Annotated in this window: 17 protein-coding genes; 8 read left to right on the top strand and 9 right to left on the bottom strand. The window is 66.4% G+C overall.

Annotated features, from left to right (window positions below; genetic code table 11):
• Window positions 1-148: 148 nt before the first annotated feature.
• From QWL29_RS19405 to QWL29_RS19420, 4 genes are all read right to left on the bottom strand, one after another.
• Window positions 149-1,315, bottom strand: a complete 1,167-nt coding sequence (locus QWL29_RS19405; protein WP_305824522.1) for a glycosyltransferase family 4 protein — start codon at window positions 1,313-1,315, stop codon at window positions 149-151.
• A 141-nt stretch (window positions 1,316-1,456) separates the two neighbouring features.
• Window positions 1,457-2,389, bottom strand: coding sequence for a GDP-mannose 4,6-dehydratase (locus QWL29_RS19410; RefSeq protein WP_305824523.1), 933 nt, complete (start codon window positions 2,387-2,389; stop codon window positions 1,457-1,459).
• Window position 2,390: 1 nt separating this feature from the next.
• Complete coding sequence (gmd, locus tag QWL29_RS19415) at window positions 2,391-3,437, bottom strand: GDP-mannose 4,6-dehydratase (protein WP_305824524.1); 1,047 nt, start codon at window positions 3,435-3,437, stop codon at window positions 2,391-2,393.
• A 287-nt stretch (window positions 3,438-3,724) separates the two neighbouring features.
• Window positions 3,725-6,037, bottom strand: coding sequence for an NADP-dependent malic enzyme (locus QWL29_RS19420; protein WP_305824525.1), 2,313 nt, complete (start codon window positions 6,035-6,037; stop codon window positions 3,725-3,727).
• A gap of 188 nt (window positions 6,038-6,225) precedes the next feature.
• Between QWL29_RS19420 and thiL the strand changes: the two genes are divergently transcribed.
• On the top strand, window positions 6,226-7,194 hold the full coding sequence (gene thiL, locus QWL29_RS19425) for a thiamine-phosphate kinase (protein WP_305824526.1): 969 nt from the start codon (window positions 6,226-6,228) through the stop codon (window positions 7,192-7,194).
• A gap of 85 nt (window positions 7,195-7,279) precedes the next feature.
• On the opposite strand, the gene QWL29_RS19430 is transcribed toward thiL, so the two are convergent.
• Together QWL29_RS19430 and QWL29_RS19435 are read right to left on the bottom strand one after the other, a co-directional pair.
• Window positions 7,280-9,856: an EAL domain-containing protein gene (locus QWL29_RS19430; protein WP_305824527.1), complete on the bottom strand. Its 2,577-nt coding sequence runs from the start codon at window positions 9,854-9,856 to the stop codon at window positions 7,280-7,282.
• Window positions 9,853-11,868: a sensor histidine kinase, YfiR-like protein-associated gene (locus QWL29_RS19435; protein WP_305824528.1), complete on the bottom strand. Its 2,016-nt coding sequence runs from the start codon at window positions 11,866-11,868 to the stop codon at window positions 9,853-9,855. Before QWL29_RS19435 ends, QWL29_RS19430 begins: the two co-directional genes overlap by 4 nt.
• 417 nt (window positions 11,869-12,285) lie before the next feature.
• On the opposite strand from QWL29_RS19435, the gene QWL29_RS19440 reads away from it, so the two are divergent.
• The 6 genes from QWL29_RS19440 (at window position 12,286) to QWL29_RS19465 (ending at window position 19,140) form a co-directional block, all read left to right on the top strand.
• On the top strand, window positions 12,286-12,768 hold the full coding sequence (locus QWL29_RS19440; protein ID WP_305824529.1) for a CinA family protein: 483 nt from the start codon (window positions 12,286-12,288) through the stop codon (window positions 12,766-12,768).
• On the top strand, window positions 12,768-13,664 hold the full coding sequence (locus QWL29_RS19445) for a metallophosphoesterase family protein (RefSeq protein ID WP_305824530.1): 897 nt from the start codon (window positions 12,768-12,770) through the stop codon (window positions 13,662-13,664). The genes QWL29_RS19440 and QWL29_RS19445 overlap by 1 nt, the downstream gene beginning before the upstream one ends.
• A gap of 27 nt (window positions 13,665-13,691) precedes the next feature.
• Entirely contained in the window at window positions 13,692-16,565 is a 2,874-nt protein-coding gene (locus QWL29_RS19450; protein ID WP_305824531.1) for a M16 family metallopeptidase, read from the top strand.
• Between the two features lie 150 nt (window positions 16,566-16,715).
• Window positions 16,716-17,774 carry an AI-2E family transporter gene (locus tag QWL29_RS19455; RefSeq protein WP_305824532.1) on the top strand — a complete coding sequence of 353 codons (1,059 nt, stop codon included), beginning with the start codon at window positions 16,716-16,718 and terminating at the stop codon, window positions 17,772-17,774.
• A 98-nt stretch (window positions 17,775-17,872) separates the two neighbouring features.
• Entirely contained in the window at window positions 17,873-18,187 is a 315-nt protein-coding gene (locus QWL29_RS19460) for an ArsR/SmtB family transcription factor (RefSeq protein WP_305824543.1), read from the top strand.
• Complete coding sequence (locus QWL29_RS19465; protein WP_305824533.1) at window positions 18,184-19,140, top strand: cation diffusion facilitator family transporter; 957 nt, start codon at window positions 18,184-18,186, stop codon at window positions 19,138-19,140. Before QWL29_RS19460 ends, QWL29_RS19465 begins: the two co-directional genes overlap by 4 nt.
• Window positions 19,141-19,491: 351 nt before the next feature.
• Here QWL29_RS19465 and cysK read toward each other — a convergent pair whose 3' ends face one another.
• The 3 genes from cysK to tcdA all read right to left on the bottom strand — a co-directional run bounded on the left by cysK (window position 19,492) and on the right by tcdA (window position 22,061).
• Complete coding sequence (cysK, locus tag QWL29_RS19470; protein WP_305824534.1) at window positions 19,492-20,421, bottom strand: cysteine synthase A; 930 nt, start codon at window positions 20,419-20,421, stop codon at window positions 19,492-19,494.
• A gap of 29 nt (window positions 20,422-20,450) precedes the next feature.
• Window positions 20,451-21,101: an FKBP-type peptidyl-prolyl cis-trans isomerase gene (locus tag QWL29_RS19475; RefSeq protein ID WP_308635796.1), complete on the bottom strand. Its 651-nt coding sequence runs from the start codon at window positions 21,099-21,101 to the stop codon at window positions 20,451-20,453.
• Between the two features lie 96 nt (window positions 21,102-21,197).
• A complete protein-coding gene (tcdA, locus tag QWL29_RS19480; protein WP_305824535.1) occupies window positions 21,198-22,061 on the bottom strand; it encodes a tRNA cyclic N6-threonylcarbamoyladenosine(37) synthase TcdA in 864 nt (287 codons plus the stop codon).
• An 88-nt stretch (window positions 22,062-22,149) separates the two neighbouring features.
• Between tcdA and pdxH the strand changes: the two genes are divergently transcribed.
• Complete coding sequence (gene pdxH, locus QWL29_RS19485) at window positions 22,150-23,361, top strand: pyridoxamine 5'-phosphate oxidase (protein WP_305824536.1); 1,212 nt, start codon at window positions 22,150-22,152, stop codon at window positions 23,359-23,361.
• Window positions 23,362-23,389 lie beyond the last annotated feature (28 nt).

Consider the following 23,389-nt stretch of genomic DNA (forward strand, 5'->3'; position numbering starts at 1 on the left):
AACGCACCGTGAGAACGAGACTCTGCCGAACCGGGCGCTGCGCGGCCATCCCGATCGATCACATGCCGTACCGCGTGGGCACAAGTGCCCACCCTACAAAAAACACAAAGGGGCGCGCTGCGCCCCTTTTGCTTTTCCCCTGCTTCGCTTATTCCGGCGTTACCGGCGGCGCCACCGGCACGGGCGCCTGCGGCGCGCCGGCATGCCTGGCCAGCACTTCGCGGTACAGCGCGGTATAGCCGTTTGCCATCTGCGCCGAGGTGAACACTTCCTCGAAACGCCGGGTCGCATTGCCGCCCATGGCGCGCGCCAGTTCCGGGTCGTTCCACAGGGTGCGCAGCGCTGCGCGCAAGGCCTGCGCATCGTCCGGCGGCACCACCAGCCCAGTCTCGCCGGCGATGTTGATGTAGCTGGTGCCGGTGCCGATCTCGCACGAGACCATCGGCTTGCCGTACATCGCCCCTTCCAGCAGCGACACGCCAAAGGCCTCCGAGCGCAGGTGCGAAGGGAAGGCAAAGGCATAGGCCAGGGTCAGCAGCGCGACCTTGTCGTGCTCGTCGACGGCGCCCGTGAACAGCACGTTCTTCAGCCCCAGGCGCGCAGCCTGGGCCTTGAGCGCCGCCTCTTCCGGCCCGGCGCCGACGATCACCAGCGGATACTCGGTGCCGGCCACCGCGTCGAGCAGCACGTGCAGGCCCTTGTAGTAGCGCAGCACGCCGACGAACAGGAAGAACTTCGGGCCGACCCGCTCGCGCCAGTACGCCAGCCGCGCCGGGTCGGGTTGCGGATAGCTGGCCTGGTCCAGGCCATAGGTGATGACGCGGGCCTTGCCCGGGTAGCGCGCCAGCACCGCCGACGATTCCAGGTAGTTCGGCGAGGCGGCGACGATGGCGTCGACGCTGCGCAGGAAGCGGTGCTTCAGCGGCTGGTACAGGCGCAGCAGGTTCTTCTGGCGCACGATGTCGGAGTGGTAGCTGACCACCGTCGGCTTGCGCACGCGCGCCATGAAATGGGCCAGGTCCATGAAGGGCCAGGGGAAGTGGTAATGCACCACGTCGGCCTCGCGCGCCAGGCGCGCCAGGGCGCCGAGCGCGGCGTACGAGCAGGCGTTCGAGGCGATCTCGAAGTCGAGCGGCACGCGGTGCACGGTGTGGCCTTCGAAGGCGATCGGCTGCAGGTTCTTCTCGCGCGACAGCGACAGCACGGTGTTGGTCACGCCGAGGCGGCCGGTGCCGACGCACATCTGGCGGATGGTCTGTTCGACCCCGCCTACGGTGTCGGGATAATAGGTCTTGTAGAAATGGAGGACGCGCATGGACGTGGTGAAAAATGAACGCTTAGTGCGCGAAAACGATACCGCAAGCCATGCCGGCACATGACGGCACGCAAGCGGTCAATACAGCACGACGATGCTGCCTTGCGGCCCGGCTCTGCATGGTGCCAGGCCCGGTCATGCTCAATCCTCCGCCATCCAGCGCAAGGTTTCGGATAAGGGCCGCGTCTGCACCTGGCCGATCCGTGCCACCAGCTTGCTATTGTCCCCGGTAAGGGTCAGCACGTCGTTGGCGCGAACGAACGCCGGATTGACCCGGACGTCGATGCGGTAACCGGCAATTTCCGCCATCAGGTCGAGCACGTTCGACAGCGAGTGACTGCGTCCGGAACAGACGTTGAAGGTCTCGCCCGCAGGTGCGGCCGCCAGCAGGCGGCGGTAACTGTGCACGACCATGCGCACATCGGAGAAATCGCGTGCGATCTCCAGGTTGCCCAGTTCAATCGTGCTTGCCCTGCGCCGGAAATGGGCGACGATCTTCGGCAGCAGGAACTGTTCGCTCTGGCCACGGCCGGTGTAGTTGAACGGACGCGCCAGGATGATCGGCAGCCGGTCTTCCCACAGGCGCGCCATGTATTCCATCGCCAGCTTGCTGACGGCGTAATCGTTGGCCGGCGCCGGCGCCACCGATTCATCGATGAGCGAAACACTGGCATTGCCGTAGACATTCGCCGACGAGGCCAGCAGCACGGCCGAGGGGGTGCGCGACATGCCGGCCAGTGCTTCCAGCAGGTTCCGGGTACCGGCTACGTTGATACGGTAAATCTGTTCCGCATTGCCATGCTCGACCCGTGCGATGCCGGCCAGGTGCACGACTACGTCGGGCTGGACCTGCTCGACCATCGCGCCCACGGCCGCACGGTCGCACAGGTCGACGGGGAACACGCCGGGTTGATCCGCCGCGCCCGGCGCCGCCATGCCGAATACCTGGTACCCGGCCGCAGCCAGCTCGCGCTCCATGTAGACGCCGGTAAAGCCACGCAGGCCGGTAACAAGCGCGCGCCGGCCTGCGCCTTCGCACACCTCAGCCAACAACTGCGGACGCGGTACGCTCATGTCAGAACGAGGCGCCCTGCTCGTTGCGGCGCAGGTCGGCGTCGACCATCATCTGGCACAGCTCTTCCAGCGTGGTTTTCGGTTCCCAGCCCAGCTCGCGCTTGGCCTTTTCCGGGTTACCGATCAGGAGTTCGACTTCGGCCGGACGGTAGAACTTCGGCGACACGCGCACCAGGGTCTTGCCGCTGTTGGCGCAGCGCGCGGTTTCGTTCTCGGCGCTGCCGCTCCATTCGAGATTGATGTCGGCGCCCTTGAAGGCCATGGTGACGAAGTCGCGCACGGTCTCGGTGCGGTTGGTCGCCAGCACATAGGTGTCTGGACGGTCGGCCTGCAGCATGCGCCACATGCCCTCGACGTATTCCTTGGCGTAGCCCCAGTCGCGCTTGGCGTCCATGTTGCCCAGCTCGAGGACGTCGAGCTTGTTCAGCACGATCTTGGCGACCGAGTCGGTGATCTTGCGGGTGACGAACTCACGGCCGCGCAGCGGCGACTCGTGGTTGAACAGGATGCCCGAGGAGCCGAAGATGCCGTAGCTCTCGCGGTAGTTGATCGTCATCCAGTGCGCGTACAGCTTGGCCACGCCGTACGGGCTGCGCGGGTAGAACGGGGTATCCTCGACTTGCGGGATGGCCTGCACCTGGCCGAACATTTCCGAGGTCGATGCCTGGTAGAAGCGGATCTTCGGATTGACCATGCGGATCGCTTCGAGCAGGTTGACGGCGCCCAGGCCGGTGATCGAGGCGGTGGTCAGCGGCTGGTCGAAGGAAACGCCGACGAAGCTTTGCGCGGCCAGGTTGTACACCTCGTCCGGCTCGGCGGTCTGGATCAGGCGCAGGCTCGATGCCAGGTCGGTCAGGTCGTATTCGACCAGCGACAGGTTCGGGTGCGCGGCAATGCCCAGTTCCTCGATGCGCCAGAAATTGGTCGAGCTGGCGCGGCGGAAAGTGCCGGTAACGTGGTAGCCCTTTTCAAGCAGCAGCTGCGCCAGGTAAGCGCCGTCCTGGCCGGTAATGCCGGTAACGACGGCACGTTTCGTTGTGTTTTGCATGGTAATGGAGTTCCGGATGAGTGCTCGGGTCGATCAAATACTTTTCTGACAACCCCATATTGTAACAGAGCCATATCCCGTAAAGGCAGTGGCTGCTATCAGAAAGCGGTCCCTGCTGCAAATCGGCAGCATTATTGCGCCAAACACCACACTTCCGGGTTCCGCTTACGGATTGTTACTTGTTCAAGGCAAAAAAAACAGGCGAGCATGCTCGCCTGTGAGTGACCGCAAGTTACCTTTATCCTGCCCGAACTTTTATCGGCACGGGAGGACAAACATGATCGAGCTTAGCGGCTCGACACCGCATCCACCACGCACAGCGCCGTCATGTTCACGATGCGGCGCACCGTGGCCGACGGCGTCAGGATGTGCACCGGACGCGCGCAGCCGAGCAGCACCGGTCCCACCGCGATGCCGTTGCCGGCGGCGGTCTTCAGCAGGTTGTAGGCAATGTTGGCCGAGTCGATGTTCGGCATCACCACCAGGTTGGCGTCGCCCTTCAGCGTCGACTGCGGCATGATCTTCGCGCGCAGCTTCGAGTCGAGCGCGGCGTCGCCGTGCATCTCGCCGTCGATTTCCAGGTGCGGCGCCTTCTGCTGCACCAGGGCCAGGGTGTCGCGCATCTTGCGTGCCGACTCGTTGTCCGAGGTGCCGAAGTTCGAGTGCGACAGCAGCGCCACGCGCGGGGCGATGCCGAAGCGTTCCAGTTCCTCGGCCGCCATCATCGTGATCTCGGCCAGTTCGTGCGCGGTCGGGTTCTCGTTGACGTGGGTGTCGACCATCGCCAGCTGGCGCTCTTCGGTGATGATGAAGTTCATCGCCGCGTACACGTCGGCTCCGGCACGGCGGCCCAGCACCTTGTCGATGAAGTCGAGGTGGGTCCAGGTGGTGCCGTAGGTGCCGCAGATCATGCCGTCGGCGTCGCCCTTGTGGATCATCATGGCGCCGATCAGGGTATGGCGGCGGCGCATCGCCAGCTTGGCCATGTCGGCGGTCACGCCCTTGCGCATCACCATCTGGTGGTAGGTCTGCCAGTAGTCGCGGTAGCGCTCGTCGAAGTCGGGGTTGATGACGTCGAAATGCTGGCCCAGTTTCAGGCGCAGGCCGAACTTCTCGATGCGCTGCTCCAGCACGGCCGGGCGGCCGACCAGGATCGGGCGCGCCAGCTTTTCATCCACCACCACCTGCACCGCGCGCAGCACGCGTTCGTCCTCGCCCTCGGCATACACAATGCGCTTGAGTTCCGGCGGCGTGGCCTTGGCCACCTGGAACAGCGGCTTCATGAACGAACCGCTGCGGTAGACGATCTGCTGCAGGCTCTCGGCATAGGCGTCGAGGTCGGCGATCGGACGCGCGGCCACGCCGCCTTCCATCGCCGCCTTGGCCACGGCCGGCGCGATATGGGTCAGCAGGCGCGGGTCGAACGGCATCGGGATCAGGTATTCAGGGCCGAACGACAGATTGTTGATGCCGTAGGTGGTGGCCACCACGTCCGACTGCTCGGCGTGCGCCAGGTCGGCAATCGCGTGGACGACCGCGATTTCCATTTCGCGCGTGATGGTGGTCGCGCCGCAGTCCAGCGCGCCGCGGAAGATGTACGGGAAGCACAGCACGTTGTTCACCTGGTTCGGATAATCCGAACGGCCGGTGGCGATGATGGCGTCGCTGCGCACGGCTTTCGCGTCTTCCGGCAGGATTTCCGGATTCGGGTTGGCCAGCGCCAGGATGATCGGGTTGGCCGCCATCTGCGCCACCATCTCGGGCTTGAGGACGCCGCCGGCCGACAGGCCGAGGAAGATGTCGGCGCCGGGAATAATGTCCGATAAGGTGCGCTGCGCGGTCTCCTGCGCGAAGCGTTCCTTGTCCGGGTCCATCAGCTCAAGACGACCTTTATAAACAACACCCGCCAGGTCGGTCACGAAGATGTTCTCGATCGGGAAGCCGAGGTCGACGATCAGGTCGAGGCAGGCCAGGGCCGCGGCGCCGGCGCCGGAGACGACCAGCTTGCACTGCTTGATGTCCTTGTTGACGACCTTCAGGCCGTTCAGGATGGCGGCGCCGACGATGATGGCGGTGCCGTGCTGGTCATCGTGGAAGACCGGGATCTTCATGCGCTCGCGGAGTTTACGCTCGATGTAGAAGCACTCGGGCGCCTTGATGTCTTCCAGGTTCACGCCGCCGAAAGTCGGTTCCAGCGAAGCGATGATGTCGACCAGCTTATCGGGATCGTTCTCGGCGATCTCGATGTCGAACACGTCGATCGCGGCGAACTTCTTGAACAGCACGCCTTTGCCTTCCATGACCGGCTTCGAGGCCAGCGGGCCGATGTTGCCCAGGCCGAGGACGGCGGTGCCGTTCGAGATCACGGCCACCAGATTGCCGCGCGAGGTGTACTTGTACGATGCCGCCGGGTCCTTGACGATCTCTTCGCAAGGCGCCGCGACGCCGGGCGAATAGGCCAGCGCCAAATCGCGCTGGTTCAGCAGGCCCTTGGTCGGGGTGACGGCGATCTTGCCGGGACGGGGAAACTGGTGGTATTCGAGCGCTGCAGCACGCAGTTGTTGGCGTAATTCTTCTTTTTTATCCGATGACGAATCCATGTTTTGCAGCCTTCCTGAACTAGAGGGGAACCTCCAATTTTATCAGACTGACTCTTTCTGGCGGCTACGTATTTTCCACTCCCAGGGGGCTTTAGAAGCTTATCTGATGGTAGGCGATGTCACATTAGCAAGTCTTATGGATCGTTGGCAGTGCGGTATGTATAGAGTGGCAACGGTAGAATGCGCGCATGCTTTCCGAATTCGAACTCATCCAACACTACTTCCGCCGCAACCGGCCGGGCAAAGCCGTACTCGGTATCGGCGACGACTGCGCCCTGCTTGCGCCCACGCCCGGCATGCAGATGGCGATTTCCTCCGACATGCTGGTCGAGGGGCGGCATTTCTTTGCCGGGGCCGACGCGCGCATGCTGGGCCATAAATGCCTGGCCGTGAACTTGTCCGACCTGGCGGCAATGGGTGCGCGGCCGCTCGGCTTCACGCTGGCCCTGGCCCTGCCCGAGGCCAATCCGGACTGGCTGGCAGGATTTTCCGCCGGCCTGTTCGCGCTGGCCGACGCCCATGACTGCGAGCTGATCGGCGGCGACACCACGCGCGGGCCGCTCAACATCTGCATCACCGTGTTCGGCGAAGTCGCACCCGGGCAGGCGCTGCGGCGCGATGCCGCGCGTGCCGGCGACGACATCTGGATTTCCGGGACGCTGGGCGATGCGCGCCTGGCGCTGGCGGGGTACTGGAAAGAATATGCGCTGGGCGAGGACGAACACACGCTGGCTGCGTTGCGCATGCACATGCCGACCCCGCGCGTGGCGCTGGGGCGTGCGCTGGCGGCCTTGGCCTCGCCGCCGGCGGCGCTGGATATCTCGGATGGGCTGGTGGGGGATCTCGGGCACATCCTGGCGGCGTCCCGGGTTGGCGCGACGCTGGAGGTGGATACCTTGCCGGCGGGGGCGGTGCTTGCGCGCCAGCCGCGAGAGTGGCGGCGGCGGTTCACGGTGGCCGGGGGCGACGATTACGAGTTGTGTTTCACGGCGCGGAAGGATGATCGCGAGGCGGTAATCGCGGCGGGCGTGGCGTCCAGAACGCCGGTGACGCGGGTCGGCACGATCGATGCGCAGGCGGGATTGCGGTTCGTGGATGCCTCAGGCGCAGCAATCGATTTGCAGGTCAAGGGTTGGGACCATTTCGGCGGCAGTTGATATGCGCACATTGTAGGGTGGGCCGGGCCGCGCCAGGCACTCGTGCCCACGCGGTCGTACCCATGCACACCCTACCACCAAACCATCACCCCGCCCTGGGCACCTTGCGGTCATCATACGGCCCATGCTCCATCCAGTACTGCCGGAACGCCAGCCGCACGTTATCGCGCAACTCCGCATCGCTCCACGGCTTCGTATAGAACTTGTAGATCGACCCGCGGTTGATCGAGTCGAGCACGACGTTCACCCCTGTATAACCGGACAAAATGATCCGCATCGTGTCCGGATACATCTCCTTCACCTTGCTCAGGAACTCGGTGCCGCTCATCACCGGCATGCGCTGGTCGCACATCACCACCTGTACCCGGTACAGCGCCAGCGCTTCAAAGGCCTCGGACGGCGTGGATGCTGTCAGCACCCGGTAGTTGTCGCGCCTGAACAGGCGGTGCAGCGCACTGAGGGTGTCGGCATCGTCGTCGACCACCAGGACGGTCTGGACGTTGCTGTCGTCGGCGGCCGGCATGTCGGGCGTGGCGCGGTTCTTGCGCACCAGCGCGGCCAGCTGGCCGGCCGGCAGCGCGCGCGAAAAGTGAAAACCCTGGATCTCGTCGCAGCGGTTGCGCCGCAGGTAGGCCATCTGGGCGCGCGTTTCCACCCCCTCGGCGATCACCTGCATGTGCAGGCTGTGCGCCATGCTGATGATGGCCAGGGCAATCGCCGCGTCGTCGGGGTTGGTGACGATGTCGCGCACGAAAGCGATGTCGATTTTCAGCTTGTCGATCGGGAAGCGCTTCAGGTAAGCCAGCGACGAGTAGCCGGTGCCGAAGTCGTCGATGGCGATGCGGATGCCGAGTTTCTTCAGGCGCTGCAGCACCTCGATGGTGCGCTCGGCGTTGGTCATCAGCGCGCTTTCGGTCAGCTCGAGTTCCAGCATGCCGGGCTCGATGCCGTGGCGTTCGATGGCGGCGCGCACCACGCCTTCGAGGTCGCCCTCGACGAACTGGCGGCTCGACACATTCACGGCCACGCGCACCTCGCGCACACCCTGCGCGTTCCACTCGGCGATCTGGCGGCAGGCTTCGTCGACGATCCAGTCGCCGATGCGCACCACCATCCCGGTTTCTTCCAGCACCGGTACGAACTCGGCCGGGTACACCAGGCCATGGCCGGGCCGGTTCCAGCGCAGCAGCGCTTCCACGCCGGTCACGCGGCCGGTGTTCAGTTCCAGCTTGGGCTGGTAGTGCAGCACGAACTGCCCGCCCTCCAGCGCGCTGCGCAGCGCCACTTCCAGGTCGAGCCGCGCCAGCACCTGCACGTTCATGCCGGCCGTGAAGAAGCGGTAGCCGTCGCGCCCCGCTTCCTTGGCGCGCACCATGGCGGTGTCGGCGTACTTCACCAGGGTGCCGGGGTCGGTGGCGTCGCTCGGGTACATGGCGATGCCGATGCTGGCCGTGAGCACCGCTTGCTGCCCGCCCAGGTCGAAGGGCGTGCGCAGCGCTTCGCGGATCTCGTTGGCCACGTGTACCGGCTCGCGCCTGTGTTCGCGTCCCTGCTCGCGCGTCATGTTCAGCACCACCGCGAACTCGTCGCCGCCCAGGCGGCCGACGGCGTCGCGCAGGTCCATCACGCGCATCAGGCGGTTGCTGAACTGGCGCAGCAGTTCGTCGCCCAGGGCCGGGCCCAGCGAATCGTTGACGATCTTGAAGCGGTCGAGCGTGATGAACAGCACCGCCACGCGCCAGGCCTTGTCCTGGGCCAGCTCGATCGCTTCGCGCAGGTTCTGGAAGAACAGGGTGCGGTTCGGCAGGCCAGTCAGTGCGTCGTAGCTGGCCAGGTGCTTCAGGCGCTGCTGGGCGTGGCGGCGCTCGCTGATGTCGCGCGCCACGGCAATCAGGAGCTTGCTGCTGCCCGCCTCTTCCCACTGCCAGCTGATCTCCACCGGCACCGCGCCTTCGCCGCCGGCGCGCAGCAGCTCGGTCTCGGCGATGTCGGATTCGTGGGCGGCGCCATTCGTGTCGAGGTGGCGCTGCAGCTGGTCGGCGGTGGTCAGGCCGAGCGCTACCGGGTCGATGCGCAGCAGCGCGTCGCGCGAAAAGCCGAGCAGGCGGCAGGCGCCGTCGCTCACATCCACCAGCGCCAGACTGGCGGCGTCGACCAGGAAGATGCCGTCGGAGGTGGCGTCCATGGCGCGCCGGAAGCGCTCCAGCTCGGCCGTGCGCTCGCGCACCGTGCGTTCCAGGTTGGCGCCGTGGGCCAGCGACTCGCGGTGCATCAGGCGCACTTCGAGCAGGTTGCGGATGCGCGTCATCACCTCGACCGTGTCGAGCGGCTTGCCGATGAAGTCGCGCGCGCCGGCTTCCAGCGCGGCCAGCTTTTTATCGGGTTCGGCCGTCACCACCAGCACCGGCAGCCAGGATTCGCTTTCCAGGGGCTTCAGGGCCTCCATCACCTGGAAGCCGTCCATGTGCGGCATGTGCAGGTCGAGGATGATCAGGTCGAAGCGGTACTTCAGGTGCAGGGCCACCACCTGGCGCGGGTCGGTGGTGCTGTGCACATTCTCGTAGCCGGTGGTCTTCAGCAGGTATTCGAGCAGCTGCACGTTGACGGGCTGGTCGTCGACCACCAGCACGCGTGCACGCCGCACCTCGGCGGGCGTGATCATGTTTCTTGTCCTTTCCCGGCAGCCAGCTGGGCCAGCGTGCCGTCGATCGCTTCGTTGAACTTGTCGATGTCGACCGGTTTCGTCAGGTAGCGGAAAAAGCCTGCCGCCATGCCGCGCTCGATGTCGCTGGCCATGGCGTTCGCCGACAGGGCGATGGCCGGGATGGCGGCCGTCTGCACGTCGCGGCGCAGTTCGGCCAGCACCTCGTAGCCGCTCATGCCGGGCAGGTTAATGTCCATCAAAATGATGTCGGGGCGCCGTTCGCGCGCCAGCGCCAGCCCGTCGGGGCCGTTGTTGGCGGAGACCAGGCGCAGGTCGGGCCGGAAGCGCACGATCTCCTCGACCAGCCGCAGGTTGGCCGGGTTGTCCTCGACGTACAGGACCAGGTGCGGGGCGCCGGCGGCGCGTTCGGACCACGCCACCGCCACGCCATCCTCGGCCGCGTTGGGTCCCACCAGCGGCGCCGTGGTGCCCAGTTCGATCGCGAACACGCTGCCCACGCCGGGACTGCTGCTCACGTGAATCGATCCGCCCATCAGCTCCACCAGGCGGCGCGTGACCACCAGGCCGATGCCGGTGCCTTCCTGGGCGCCGGCTTCCTGGCCCAGGCGGTTGAAGGGCTGGAACAGGCTGTCGAGCTGGTCGGGGCGCAGGCCCATGCCGGTGTCCTGCACCGCGATGCGCAGGCGGCCCGGCCCGGCCGCGGCGCAGTCGAGCACCACGGCGCCGGCCTCGCGGTTGTACTTCACCGCGTTCGACAGGAGATTGAGCAGCACCTGCTTCAGGCGCGTGCGGTCGGCCAGCAGCACCGCGCCCACCTGCTCGGGGAACAGCACGCGGATGCCGCGCCCGGCCGCCAGCGGCGCGATCATGGTGCGGCACTCTTCCAGGATCTCGCCCAGGGCCACCGGCTCCATGCTGAGCGGGATCGTGCCCGACTCCACCTTGGCCAGGTCGAGGATCTCGTTGATCAGGGTGAGCAAATGGCGCCCCGACTTCAGGATGTGGCTGGCGAATTCCTTCTTTTGCGCGTCGCTGGTCGGCAGCGCTTCCGAGGTGAGGATCTGGGCGAAGCCGAGGATGGCGTTCAGCGGCGTGCGCAGCTCGTGGCTCATCGAAGAAAGAAAAGCCGATTTCGCCTGGTTCGCGGTGCGCGCCTCGTCGATGGCATTCGCCAGTTCGGCGTTCGCCAGCGCCAGCTGCAGGGTGCGTTCGTCGACCCGGTGTTCGAGCTGTTCGTTCAGGCGCATCACTTCCTGCTGGGCGCGCGAACGTTCCTGGGCTTCGCGCGCGATGACGGCGTTCGAGTCTTCCAGCTCGCGGGTGCGGCTCTCGATCTCGCTCAGCATGGCGTTGAAGGAATCGACCAGCTCGGCCGCCTCGTCGTTGCTGATGCGCGGGGCGCGGCGCGAATAATCGCGCGTCGCCACCACGTCGTGGGCGATCTCGGTAATCGCCACGATGGGCGCGGTGATGATGCTGCCCAGGCGCCGCATCAACAAATACGCAATCGCCATCGCCAGCAAGGTGACGCCAAACGCGATTGCCAGGTAATCCAGGGTACGCGCCAGCAGGCGGTTCTCGGCGCGCAGCCAGACCGTGCCCACGGTTTCGCCATTCTCGACCACCGGGCGGAACACGACCAGATGGTCGCCCTCGACACGCGCCCCCGCGCTTTCGGCGCGCGCCGGGAAGACGGTGCCGGCGCCCTCGGCCGCGTAGGAGGCGAACAGGCGCCCGCGGTCGTCGTAGATGGCGGCGGCGTCGACCATCGGGCGGGTGCGCAGCAGGGCCAGGTTCTCGCCGGCCAGGCGCGCGTCGTCGAAGGACAGGGCGGCCGAGGTCATGTGGCCGACCAGCTCGGCCTGGGTCGAGAGATCGTTGATCAGGGTGCGGTGGTAGCTGCGCAGGTCGTAGCCGATCACCAGCCCGACCGAGACCACCAGCGCGGCCAGGGTGGTGGCCATCACGACGGCGACCAGCTTCTTGCGGATCGAGGGCAGGCGGATCATGGCGCCACGCCAGTCTGGAAGGGCGACAGTATCCCGTGCGCACGCCACGCGGCCCGGATGGACAAAACCATCACGGCCGCGCCGGCCAGGCCCGGCAGCACGCGTATTGATGAAGCAACATTGTGGTCGATTGAATAAAGGAAACTCGGCGGATACCGCCGCGATGCAGGATAGCAGCAGGCAATGTCAACGTGTCGCACGGAACATTTCGTACGCTGAAAGCGTGCAACTCTACGCCTTCCCTTGTCATTTGGATAGCATAGTCGCGGATTTTTCCTGCAAGTTTGCTACACCGGCAGCTGCCTGCGCGCGCTAGAATGCCTATTGCGCGAACAAGGCTGTCGCCCCTGCTGCGCCACCGGCTTTCCGCTGATTTGCCTGGTGCGTACAGTAACGTTACATCACCGGAGGAGCCGCATGAGCAACGAAATGATCGAACTCGCCACCAAGGTTGGCGCGGCATTGCAGGCCAAGCGCCTGGTGCTGGCCACCGCCGAGTCCTGCACCGGCGGCGGCGTGTCGCAGGCCGTCACCGAGATCGCCGGCTCCACCGCCTGGTTCGACTGCGGCTTCGTCACCTATTCGAACAACTCGAAGACCGAACTGCTGGACGTGCCGGCGGCGCTGATCGCGCAATTCGGTTCCGTCAGCGAGGAAGTTGCCGGCGCCATGGCCGAGGGCGCGCTCTCGAACAGCAATGCCGATGTATCCCTCTCGACCACCGGCATCGCCGGCCCCACCGGCGCGGTGCCGGGCAAGCCGGTCGGCACGGTCTGTTTCGGCTGGACGCGCGGCGACACCACCTTTACCGAACGCCTGGTCTTCCAGGGCGACCGCCAGGCCGTGCGCGAACAGACCGTCATCCACGCGCTGCGCGGACTGCTGCGCTTTATTGAATAGTGCAGCCGGTCCGTGTAGTCCTGGCCGCGCTGGCCGCCCTGTGTTCGCACGCCTGTGCGAACGCGGCACCGGTGCAGACGGTCTACGCCGCCGGCGACATCGCCCGCTGCGCCCATCCCGATCCGCGCTGGTCGGGCGCGGCCGATACCGCCGCCGTGGTGGCCGCCGGCCTGGCCACCGCCCCGCAAGCCGTGGTGCTGACCCTGGGCGACCACACTTACCCGCGCGGCACGGCCAGGGAATTCGCCGATTGCTACGACCCGACCTGGGGCCGCTTCAAGGACCGCACCTGGCCCACGCCCGGCAACCACGAGTACTACACGAAGGGCGCCCTGCCCTACTTCGCCTATTTCGGCGAGCGCGCCGGACGCCCGGAGCGCAGCTGGTACAGCCTGACGCTCGGCAGCTGGCACGTGATTTCGCTCGACAGCAACCTGGCCCCGGACGCGCACGCCGCCCAGCTGGACTGGCTGCGCGAGGAACTGAAGAACAACCCGCGCCGCTGCACCCTCGCCTTCTGGCACCATCCGCTGTACAGTTCGGGCGGGCACGGCAGCGTGCCGAAAATGCGCGGCGCCTGGGCCCTGCTGCACGCGGCCGGCGCGGAACTGGTATTGTCCGGGCACGACCACGACTACGAGCGCTTTGCACCGCAGGATGCGCACGGCAAGCCGGACCCGCGCGGGATGCGCCAGTTCGTGGTCGGCACCGGCGGCGCCTTTGCCACGCCCTTCCTCCTGTTCGCGAAGCACAGCGAAGTGCGCGACGCCAGCCGCAACGCCGTGCTGCGCTTGCGGCTGCGCGCAGACGGCTACGACTGGGAATTGCTGGAAGCGACCCCACCTATGCTGCCGAACGCCTCGCCGCCCGACCATGGCAGCGCCGCCTGCCACTGACACATTGAATGAATCCTGGAGTACCGCATGAAAACCCGACCGCTGTTCGCCGCATCCGTGCTGCTGGCCGCTGCTAACAGTACCGGCGCAGCAGGAGCGGCCGCCGCGGCGGCCCCGCCTGCCGCGCCTGTGGCGCCTGCATCGTCTGGCGCGCCGCCAGCGCCGCTCGATATACCGCACATCGCCTTCGACAAATACACGCTGCCGAACGGCCTGCAAGTCATCCTGGTGGAAGACAAGCGCCTGCCCGTGGTGGCCGTGAATGTCTGGTACCACGTCGGCCCGGCCAACGAAGCGCCCGGCCTGGCCGGCTTCGCCCACCTGTTCGAGCACATGATGTTCGCCGGCAGCAAGCACCTGCCGCGCGGCCTGGCCGACCGCCTGCTCGAAGGCGCCGGCGCCAGCGACAGCAATGGCGGCACCGGCTACGACAGCACCAGCTACTACGACACCGTGCCCGCCAACCAGCTCGAACTGGCGCTGTGGGTGCACGCCGACCGCATGGGCTACCTGCTCGACGTGCTGGACCAGAAATCCCTGGCCAACCAGCAGGACGTGGTGCGCAACGAGCGCCGCGAGACCGTGGAAAACGAACCCTACGGGATCGTCGAGGAAGCCCTGAACCACGCGCTGTTCCCGCCCGAGCACCCGTACTACGCCTCGGTGATCGGCTCGCACACCGACATCCAGAACGCGAAACTGACCGACGTGCGCGACTTCTTCACGCGCTACTACGGCCCCAACAACGCCAGCATCGTGATTGCCGGCGACATCGACAAGGTGGCGGCGCGCGCCCTGGTGGCCAAGTACTTCGGCAGCCTGAAGCGCGGCCCGGATGTCGAGCGCCCGCAGGTGACCACGCCGCCGATCACGCAGGAACGCCGCCTGACGGTACCGGACCGCGTCGAACTGCCGCGCGTGTACATGGGCTGGCTCACGCCGCCCGCCTACCAGCCGGGCGACGCCGAACTGTCGGTGGCGGCGCAGATCCTCGCCGGCGGCAAGTCGAGCCGCCTGTACCAATCCCTGGTCTACGAGCGCCAGATCGCCCAGGACGTCGACGCCGACCAGGATGCGCGCGCCCTCGCCTCCACCTTCCTGGTCGAGGTGACCGCGCGCGCCGGCCACACGGCGCAGGAACTGGAAGCGGCCATCGACGCCGAACTGGACGCCCTGCGCGAACAGGGTCCGCACGAGGCAGAAGTCGAACGCGCCAAGCGCCAGATCGAAACCGCCATGCTCACCGGCCTGGAACAATTGGGCGGCGACGGCCTGGCCGACCAGCTGAACCACTACAACCAGTTCACCGGCAACCCGGGCTACCTGGCCGAGGACATCGCCGCGCTGCGCCGCATCACCGCGGCCGACGTGCAGCGCGCCGTGCGCACATGGCTGCAGCCGAAGAACCGGGTAGTGGTGGCCGGCGTGCCGGGCGAGCCGACGCTGCCGCACGACCCGCCGCTGCCGAAAACGCCGAAAGCGTCCAGGACCGCGAAGACGGTCAAGACCCGGCACGCCGGCGCCAACGAAGCCGAAGCCTGGCGCGCAAAAGCGCCGCAGGCTGGTCCGGCGCCGGGCTTCATGCTGCCGCTGGGCGAAGCCTTCCGGCTCGCGAACGGCCTGACCGTGATCCACCATCGCAACCCTGCGCTGCCGCTGGTGTCGGCCGAAGTCGTGATCCGCAGCGGCGCCGACAGCAACCCCCTGGCCCTGCCCGGCCTGGCCGGCTTCACCGCGCAGATGCTCACCGAAGGTACGGGCAAGCGCAGCGCCCTGGCGATTGCCGAGGAGATCGCGCAGCTGGGCGCCTTCATGGATGCCGACAGCGGCACCAATGCCTCGGCGGTGTCGCTGCTGGCGCTGCGCTCGACCTTCGAGCAAGCCTTTGCCGTCATGGCCGACGTGGTGCTGCATCCGGCCTTCCCGCCTGAGGAAGTCGAGCGCCAGCGCGCCAGCCGCCTTGGCGACCTGCTGGGCCAGCGCGACGAAGCCGAAGCGGTGGCCTCGGTGGCCGCCGCCGGCGCCCTGTACGGCCCGCGCCATCCCTACGGCTACGGCCAGCTGGGCACCGAGCCCGCGATCCGCGCCGTCGCGCGTGAAGACTTGTTCGGCTTCTGGCGCCGCCACTACGTGCCGTCGAACGCGGCCTTGGTTGTCACCGGCGACATCCGGCGCGAGGAACTGCAGGCGCTGGCGGAGAGATATTTCGGCGCCTGGCAAGTGGCCGACGCGCCGCCGTTCGCCCCGGGCACGCCCGGCCCGACGCGCGCACGCGTGGTCCTGGTCGACAAGCCCGGCGCGCCGCAGACCGCGCTGCGCCTGGTGACCTTTGGCGCAGAGCGCACCAGCGAACAATATCCGGCGCTGGAAGTGATGAACGCGGCTTTTGGCGGCCTGTTCACCAGCCGCATCAACCAGAACCTGCGCGAAGAAAAAGGCTACAGCTACGGCGTGTTCTCGGGCTTTCGCTACGGCCGCGCACCGGGCCCGTTCAGCATCGCCGGCAGCGTGCGCGCCGACGCCACCGGCGCCTCGGTGGCCGAGATCCTGCGCGAGGCACGCGCGATGATCGACGCCCCGCTCGGCGTCGACGAACTGACGGGCGCGCGCAACGCCCAGCTGCTGTCGCTGCCGAACGGCTTCGAGACGAATGCCGACATCGGCGCCAGCCTCGCCGAAGCCTTCGTCTTCGGCCTGCCGCTCGACTACTACCGCCAGCTGCCCGACAAGCTGGCTGCGGTGACTGCAGAAGATGTGCAGCAAGCCGCACGCCGCTACCTCGACCCCGCGCATCTGGTCATCGTGGCCGTCGGCGACCGCAAGCGCATCCTGCCGCAACTCGACAAGCTCAAGCTCGGCCCCATCGAAATCCGCGACACCGAGGGACAACTGCTGCAATAAGGTAGGGTGGGCACTTGTGCCCACGCGGTCTGACCATCTGCACCGCGGCGACAAAATTTGCACCACGCGTTCCGGACAACCCGCGTTCCCCAAACACCGGGTTGTCGAATCGTCTATCATGGCCCAACTGTATTCACATACCGGCAGCCCATGAACCAATTCACAATCCAGCAAAAGTTCTTCCTCCTCCTCCTCACCCTGGTCACCCTGGCCTTCGGCTGGATCCTGCTGCCCTATTCCGGCGCAGTCTTCTGGGGCATGGTGCTGGCGATTTTGTTCGCGCCCCTGTACCGCCGCCTGCTGCCGGTAACAAAACAAAAGCCGACCGTCGCCGCCCTGCTCACCCTGTTCTCCATCATCGTGATGGTGATCCTGCCGCTGTCCCTGATCGGCGCCTCGCTGGTGCGCCAGGCGCTCGGCATCTACGACATGATCGGCTCCGGCCAGATCGACTTCGGCCGCTACTTCCAGCAGATCGTCAGCGTGCTGCCCGACTGGATCGTCTCCGTACTGGAGCGCTTCGAAGTCACCGACCTGGCCTCGCTGGAACAGAAGCTGTCCGAAGGCGCGGCCCAGGTCAGCCAGGTGTTCGCGCGCTACGCCATCAACTTCGGCCGCAACACCTTCGACTTCCTGGTCAGCCTGACCATCATGCTGTACCTGCTGTTCTTCCTGCTGCGCGACGGCCAGGCCCTGGCCAACCGCATCAAGCGCGCCGTGCCGCTCAGCCGCATGTACAAGCAGCGCCTGTTCGACAACTTCACCACCGTGATCCGCGCCACCGTGAAGGGCAACGTCCTGGTGGCGATTGCCCAGGGCGCGCTGGGCGGCCTGATCTTCTGGTTCCTGGACGTGCAGGCGCCGCTACTGTGGGGCGTGGTGATGGCCTTCCTGTCGCTGCTGCCGGCTGTGGGCGCGGCGATCGTCTGGGCGCCGGTGGCGGTGTACTTCCTGGTGACCGGCGCCATCTGGCAGGGCGTGGTGCTGATCGCCTTTGGCGTGCTGGTGATCGGCCTGGTCGACAACATCCTGCGCCCGATCCTGGTCGGCAAGGACACCAAGATGCCGGACTACCTGGTGCTGCTGTCGACCCTGGGCGGCATGGCGCTGTTCGGCCTGAACGGTTTCGTGATCGGGCCGGTGATTGCGGCGCTGTTCATTGCGGCCTGGGAGATGTTTGCGTCGGCTGAGGAATTCCACCCGCAGTAAGGCAGGGAGGAAAAGACCGAAAAAGATGGGACCGGCAAGTGCACTTGCCCGTTCCATTTTTTTCAACTAACATGTGAACATCTATTCACATGTTAATGATGACTATTCCCGACGAATCCGACCACGTCGAGCAAGTGGCCGACCTCTTCCACCTGCTCGGCGACGCCACCCGCCTGCGCATCGTGCTCGCCTGCCTGGCCCAGCCGACCGCCGTAGGCGACATCGCCGCGGCGCTCCATCTTTCCAGCTCGCTGGTCAGCCACCACCTGCGCCTGCTGCGGGCGGCGCGCATCGTGAAGGCCGAACGCCAGGGCAAGCAGGTGTTCTACGCCGCCGCCGACGCCCACATCAGCACCCTGCTCGCCAACATGTTCGAGCACATCGCCGAACCCGCCAACGGAAACGAACCATGAGCCACGACCACCACCACGATCATTCGCACGCGCATGGACACGCCCATGGACACGGCCACCATCACCACCACGCCCCGGTCGAAGGCCACGGCCGTGCCTTTGCGCTGGCCATCGGCCTGAACACGGCGTTTGTCGCCATCGAATTCGTCTACGGTTTCCTGGCCAACTCCACGGCACTGATGGCCGACGCCGGCCACAATCTGTCGGACGTGCTGGGCCTGGTGCTGGCCTGGGGCGCGGCGGTACTGGCCAAGCGCGCACCGAGCGCCCGCTATACCTATGGCCTGCGCAGTTCCTCGATCCTGGCGGCGCTGGCGAACGCGCTGCTGCTGCTGGCCGCCTGCGGCGCGATCGCCTGGGAAGCGGTGCAGCGCATCGCCGAGCCGCATCCGGTGGCGGGCGTCACGGTGTCGGTGGTGGCGGCCATCGGCGTGGCCATCAACGGCTTTTCGGCCTGGCTGTTCATGGCCGGCAGCAAGGGTGATTTGAATGTGCGCGGCGCTTACCTGCACATGGCGGCGGATGCGGCGATTTCGCTGGGCGTGGTGATCTCGGGCCTGGTGATCATCGCCACCGGCTGGACCTGGCTCGACCCGGCGGTGAGCCTGGCGATCGTGCTGGTGATCGTGTGGGGCACCTGGTCGCTGCTGCGCGAATCGGTGCAGATGGCGATGGCGGCGGTGCCGGCCAGCGTCGATGCGCATGCAATCGAACACTTCCTGGCGGCGCGTCCCGGCGTGGCAAGCGTGCACGATCTGCATATCTGGGCCATGAGCACCACGGAGAATGCGCTAACGGCGCACCTGGTGATGCCGGGCGGGTATCCGGGGGACGGCTTCCTCGACGAGACCGTGGCGGCGCTGCGCGAGGAGCACGGGATTGCGCATTGCACCTTGCAGGTGGAGGAAGGGACGAGCACGCACGGGTGTGCACTGGCGGCGCATGGGGTGTAAAGCCGGGCGGATGATGGGCTTGCGCTGACGTCATGCGATGATAACGTCTGGACGATAGCGGTTGATATCGTAGGGTGGGCACTCCGTGCCCACGCGGTTACGTGCGTGTCTTTTTTGCGTTTGCCGTGACATGCCGCTCGAAACGATGAGCGGAGTGTTGGCGTATTAGCTGTTGCCGTTCATGGATGCGTTTCGAGCGACGCCTCGCTGCCCGTAGCTACGGATACGCACGTAACCGCGTGGGCACGGAGTGCCCACCGTACGGTCCAGGCCGCAGGCCTCCAATAAACGGCCAGGCCGCAGGCCTCTGTTGACGGCCCGGGCGCGGCGTTGATCAGGCCGCAGGCATGATCACCCCGCCAGGTTCGCAAACAACGCCGTGCTCAAATACCGCTCGCCAAACGACGGAATGATGGTCACGATCAGCTTGCCCGCATTCTCGGGCCGCTGCGCCACCTGCATCGCCGCCCACAGCGCCGCGCCAGACGAGATGCCAACCAGCAGCCCCTCCTCGCGCGCCGCCGCCCGTGCGGTCTCGAATGCGTCTTCGTTGCGCACCGCGATCACCTCGTCATAAATCCCGGTATTCAGCACCTGCGGCACGAAGCCGGCGCCGATGCCCTGGATCGGGTGCGGCCCCTTGGTGCCTTTCGACAGCATCGGCGACGCCTCAGGCTCCACCGCAATCGCCTGGAAGCCCGGCTTGCGCTCCTTCAGCACTTCCCCCACGCCGGTGATGGTGCCGCCGGTGCCGACGCCCGCCACCACGATGTCGACCTTGCCGTCGGTATCGCGCCATATTTCCTCGGCCGTGGTGCGGCGGTGGACTTCCGGATTGGCGGGGTTGTTGAATTGCTGGGGCATGAAGGCGCGCGGGTCGGAAGCCACGATTTCCTCGGCGCGGCGGATCGCGCCGACCATGCCCTCGGCGCCTGGCGTGAGCACCAGTTCGGCGCCATAGGCACGCAGCAGCATGCGCCGCTCGTTGCTCATGGTCTCGGGCATGACCAGCTTGCAGCGGTAGCCGCGCGCCGCGCACACCATCGCCAGCGCGATGCCGGTGTTGCCGCTGGTCGGCTCGACGACGACGGTGTCGGGGCCGATCTTGCCGGCCTGCTCCGCCGCCTCGATCATCGCCAGGCCGATGCGGTCCTTGACGCTGTGCGCGGGGTTGTGGAACTCGAGCTTGGCGAGGATCTCGGCCCCACCCTTGCCCAGCTTGCGGATCCTGACCAGCGGTGTATTGCCGATCAGCTCAGTGACATCGTTGGCGACACGCATCGTTCACTCCCGCTTGGTGGTTAGTGCGTTTATTTTACGCCGAGCAGTTCCACATCGAAGATCAAATCCGTATTCGGCGGAATCATGCCGCCTGGTGCGCCACGCGCGCCGTAGCCGAGGCGGCTCGGGATGATCAGGGTGCGCTTGCCGCCCACCTTCATGCCGGCCACGCCCTGCTCCCAGCCCTTGATGACCTGGCCGGCGCCCAGCTGGAAGTCGAGCGGCGTGCGGCCGCCGTCGAGCGAGGAGTCGAACTTGCGGCCGCGCTGGTTACGCGCCATCGGCTTGTAGAACCAGCCGGTGTAGTTGACGGTCACCTTGTGGCCGAGTTCGGCAGTCTGCCCCTTGCCGACCACGCGGTCGACGATTTCGAGCTGGGGTTCGGCCGGGGTTGCCGGCTGCGGCGCCTGGGCGGCGGCGGCGGCATCCTGGGCTGCGCCGCTGACGGCTTCGGCGCCGCTCTGGGCGGCCTGGCCGGCCACGCCGGCAGCCTGCTGCGAACCGACAGCTGCCTGTTCGGCGGCGCTCTGCACGCCCTGCTGGCGCACGGTGGCGGCAGCCTGGTCGGCGCCAGCCGCGGCTTGCGGCGCATTCGCCGGAGTGGCAACTGGCTGGCCCTGCTGGGCACAGGCGGCGGCGCTTGCGATGAGCAAGGCCAGGAAGGAAGTACGACGGATCATGTGGACTCTTTCAATGACAGGATTTCAATCGATCATCCTATGATAGCAAAGCCCCGCGCCGCCATGGCAGCGGCGTTACACCGCCTTACTTTTGGCTCATGCCGTTTCCGGCAGCGCCACCTCGGCCGGCGTCTCCGCGGTTTCCGCTTGCGCCGCTTCGGCCATCTTGCGCAGGATATGGCCGGCCGCGATCATGCCGAAGCTGGCGGTGACCACCATGCTGGAACCGAAGCCGGCGCAGTTCAGGCCCGTAACGCTGGACCCGATCTCGCAAGCATCCTCAGCTTCCGGATAGCGCAGCGGCTCCATCGAGAACACGGCGTCGATGTGGTATTTCTGCTTCTCGCCGCGCGAAAACCCGTACTGCGCGCGCAGCAGTTTGCGCACTTTCTTCAGCAGCGGCTCCTGCTCGGTGCGGGCAAGGTCGCGCACCTCGATCTTGGTCGGGTCGACCTGGCCGCCGGCGCCGCCGATGGTCACCAGAGGCAGCTTGTGGTCGCGGCAGTAAGCGATGAGGGCGGCCTTGGCCTTCACGCTGTCGATGGCGTCGACCACGTAGTCGAAGCGGTCCGTCCCGATCATCTGCGCGATGTTGTCCGGCTCGACGAAATCCTCGACCAGTGTCACCTTGCAGAACGGGTTGATCTGGGCGATGCGCTCGCGCAGGGCCTCGATCTTCGGCATGCCGACGGTGCTGGTGAGGGCCTGGATCTGGCGGTTGATGTTCGATTCGGCCACGTTGTCGAGGTCGATCAGGGTGAGGTGGCCGACCGCGCTGCGCGCCAGGGCCTCGACGATCCAGGAGCCGACGCCGCCGACGCCGATCACGCAAACGTGCGCCGCGCGGAAGCGTTCGAGGGCACGCTCGCCATACAAGCGGGCGATGCCGCCGAAGCGGCGTGCGAAGTCGATTTCGTCGTCGAATACGGCGGGCAAGGTGGGGGTATCGGTGGTATGCATCCCGCCATTTTACCGAACCCATCTACCGCAATTGCACTAAAATGCCTCTTGGTCAATCAAAAAAAATTCTCCTGTCAGAAAAACGCACATGAACGATTCCCTCCTCGACGCCGCGCCTGGTTTCGACCAGCCGATCGCTGTCCTCAAGCATTGCCATGGACGCATCCGCAAGCAGCTCGCCACCCTCGAACGCCTGCTTGCGCACCTGCCCACGCACGGCGCTGACGAACAGGCGCGCCAGGCGGCAAGCGCCGTACTGAAGTACTTCGAGAAGGCGGCCCACCTGCACCACGAGGACGAGGAACAGGACCTGATCCCGATGCTGCGCGCCGTGGCGCAAGGCGAGGACGCCGCCACGCTGCAGGCGCTGGCGCCGGCCATCCTGCAGGACCACAAGGACATGGACGCACTCTGGCAAGACCTGCACGAGCAATTGACCGCGATTGCAGCCGGCAGCGCCACCGCCCTCTCGACGTCGAGCGTGCAGCACTTCGTGCAGCGCTACACGGCGCACATGGAGCGCGAGGAAAGCACGATGGCGCCGATGGCCATGCGCCTCTTCTCGCCCGAGCAGATGGCGCGCCTGGGTGCGGCCATGGGGCGGCGCCGTGGCATCGACACGACGCCGGCAGCGGCCGAGGCCCCGGCTGTTCCCGCCATCGGCGACGCCGTCGCCGGCCTGCGCAAGGACTATGGCCAGGCCAGCCTGAACGAGGACGAGGTGCGCGACGACCCGATTGCGCAATTCACGCAGTGGTTCGAGCAGGCGCTGAAGGCCGAGGTCAACGAGCCGAACGCGATGAACGTGGCCACCGTCGATCTCGACGGGCGGCCGAGTTCGCGCATCGTGCTGGTCAAGCAGTTCGATGCGCGCGGCTTCACCTGGTACACGAATTACGACAGCCGCAAGGCGCAGGAATTGCGCGCCAATCCGCACGCTGCTCTGCTATTCTTTTGGAGCGAACTGGAACGCCAGGTGCGCATCGAGGGCCGGGTCGAAACGACCTCGGCTGAGGAAAGCGACAAGTATTTCCACAGCAGGCCTTTGAAGAGCCGCCTGTCGGCAATTGCTTCCCAGCAGAGCGCGCCGATCTCGAGCCGTACGGCGCTGGAGCAGAACTACGAAGCCGTTGCCGCGCAGGCCGGCGAAGCGCCGCCGCGTCCCGACAACTGGGGCGGTTTCCGCCTGGTGCCCGAGCGCATTGAGTTCTGGCAAGGGCGCCGCTCGCGCTTCCACGACCGCATCGTCTACACGCGGCAGGAAGACGGCAGCTGGACCCGGCAACGCCTGCAACCGTAAGTCGCAGCAAACGTTTTACGCACTTCTG

Source organism: Massilia brevitalea (assembly GCF_030711405.1).
GTDB lineage: Bacteria > Pseudomonadota > Gammaproteobacteria > Burkholderiales > Burkholderiaceae_D > Telluria > Telluria brevitalea.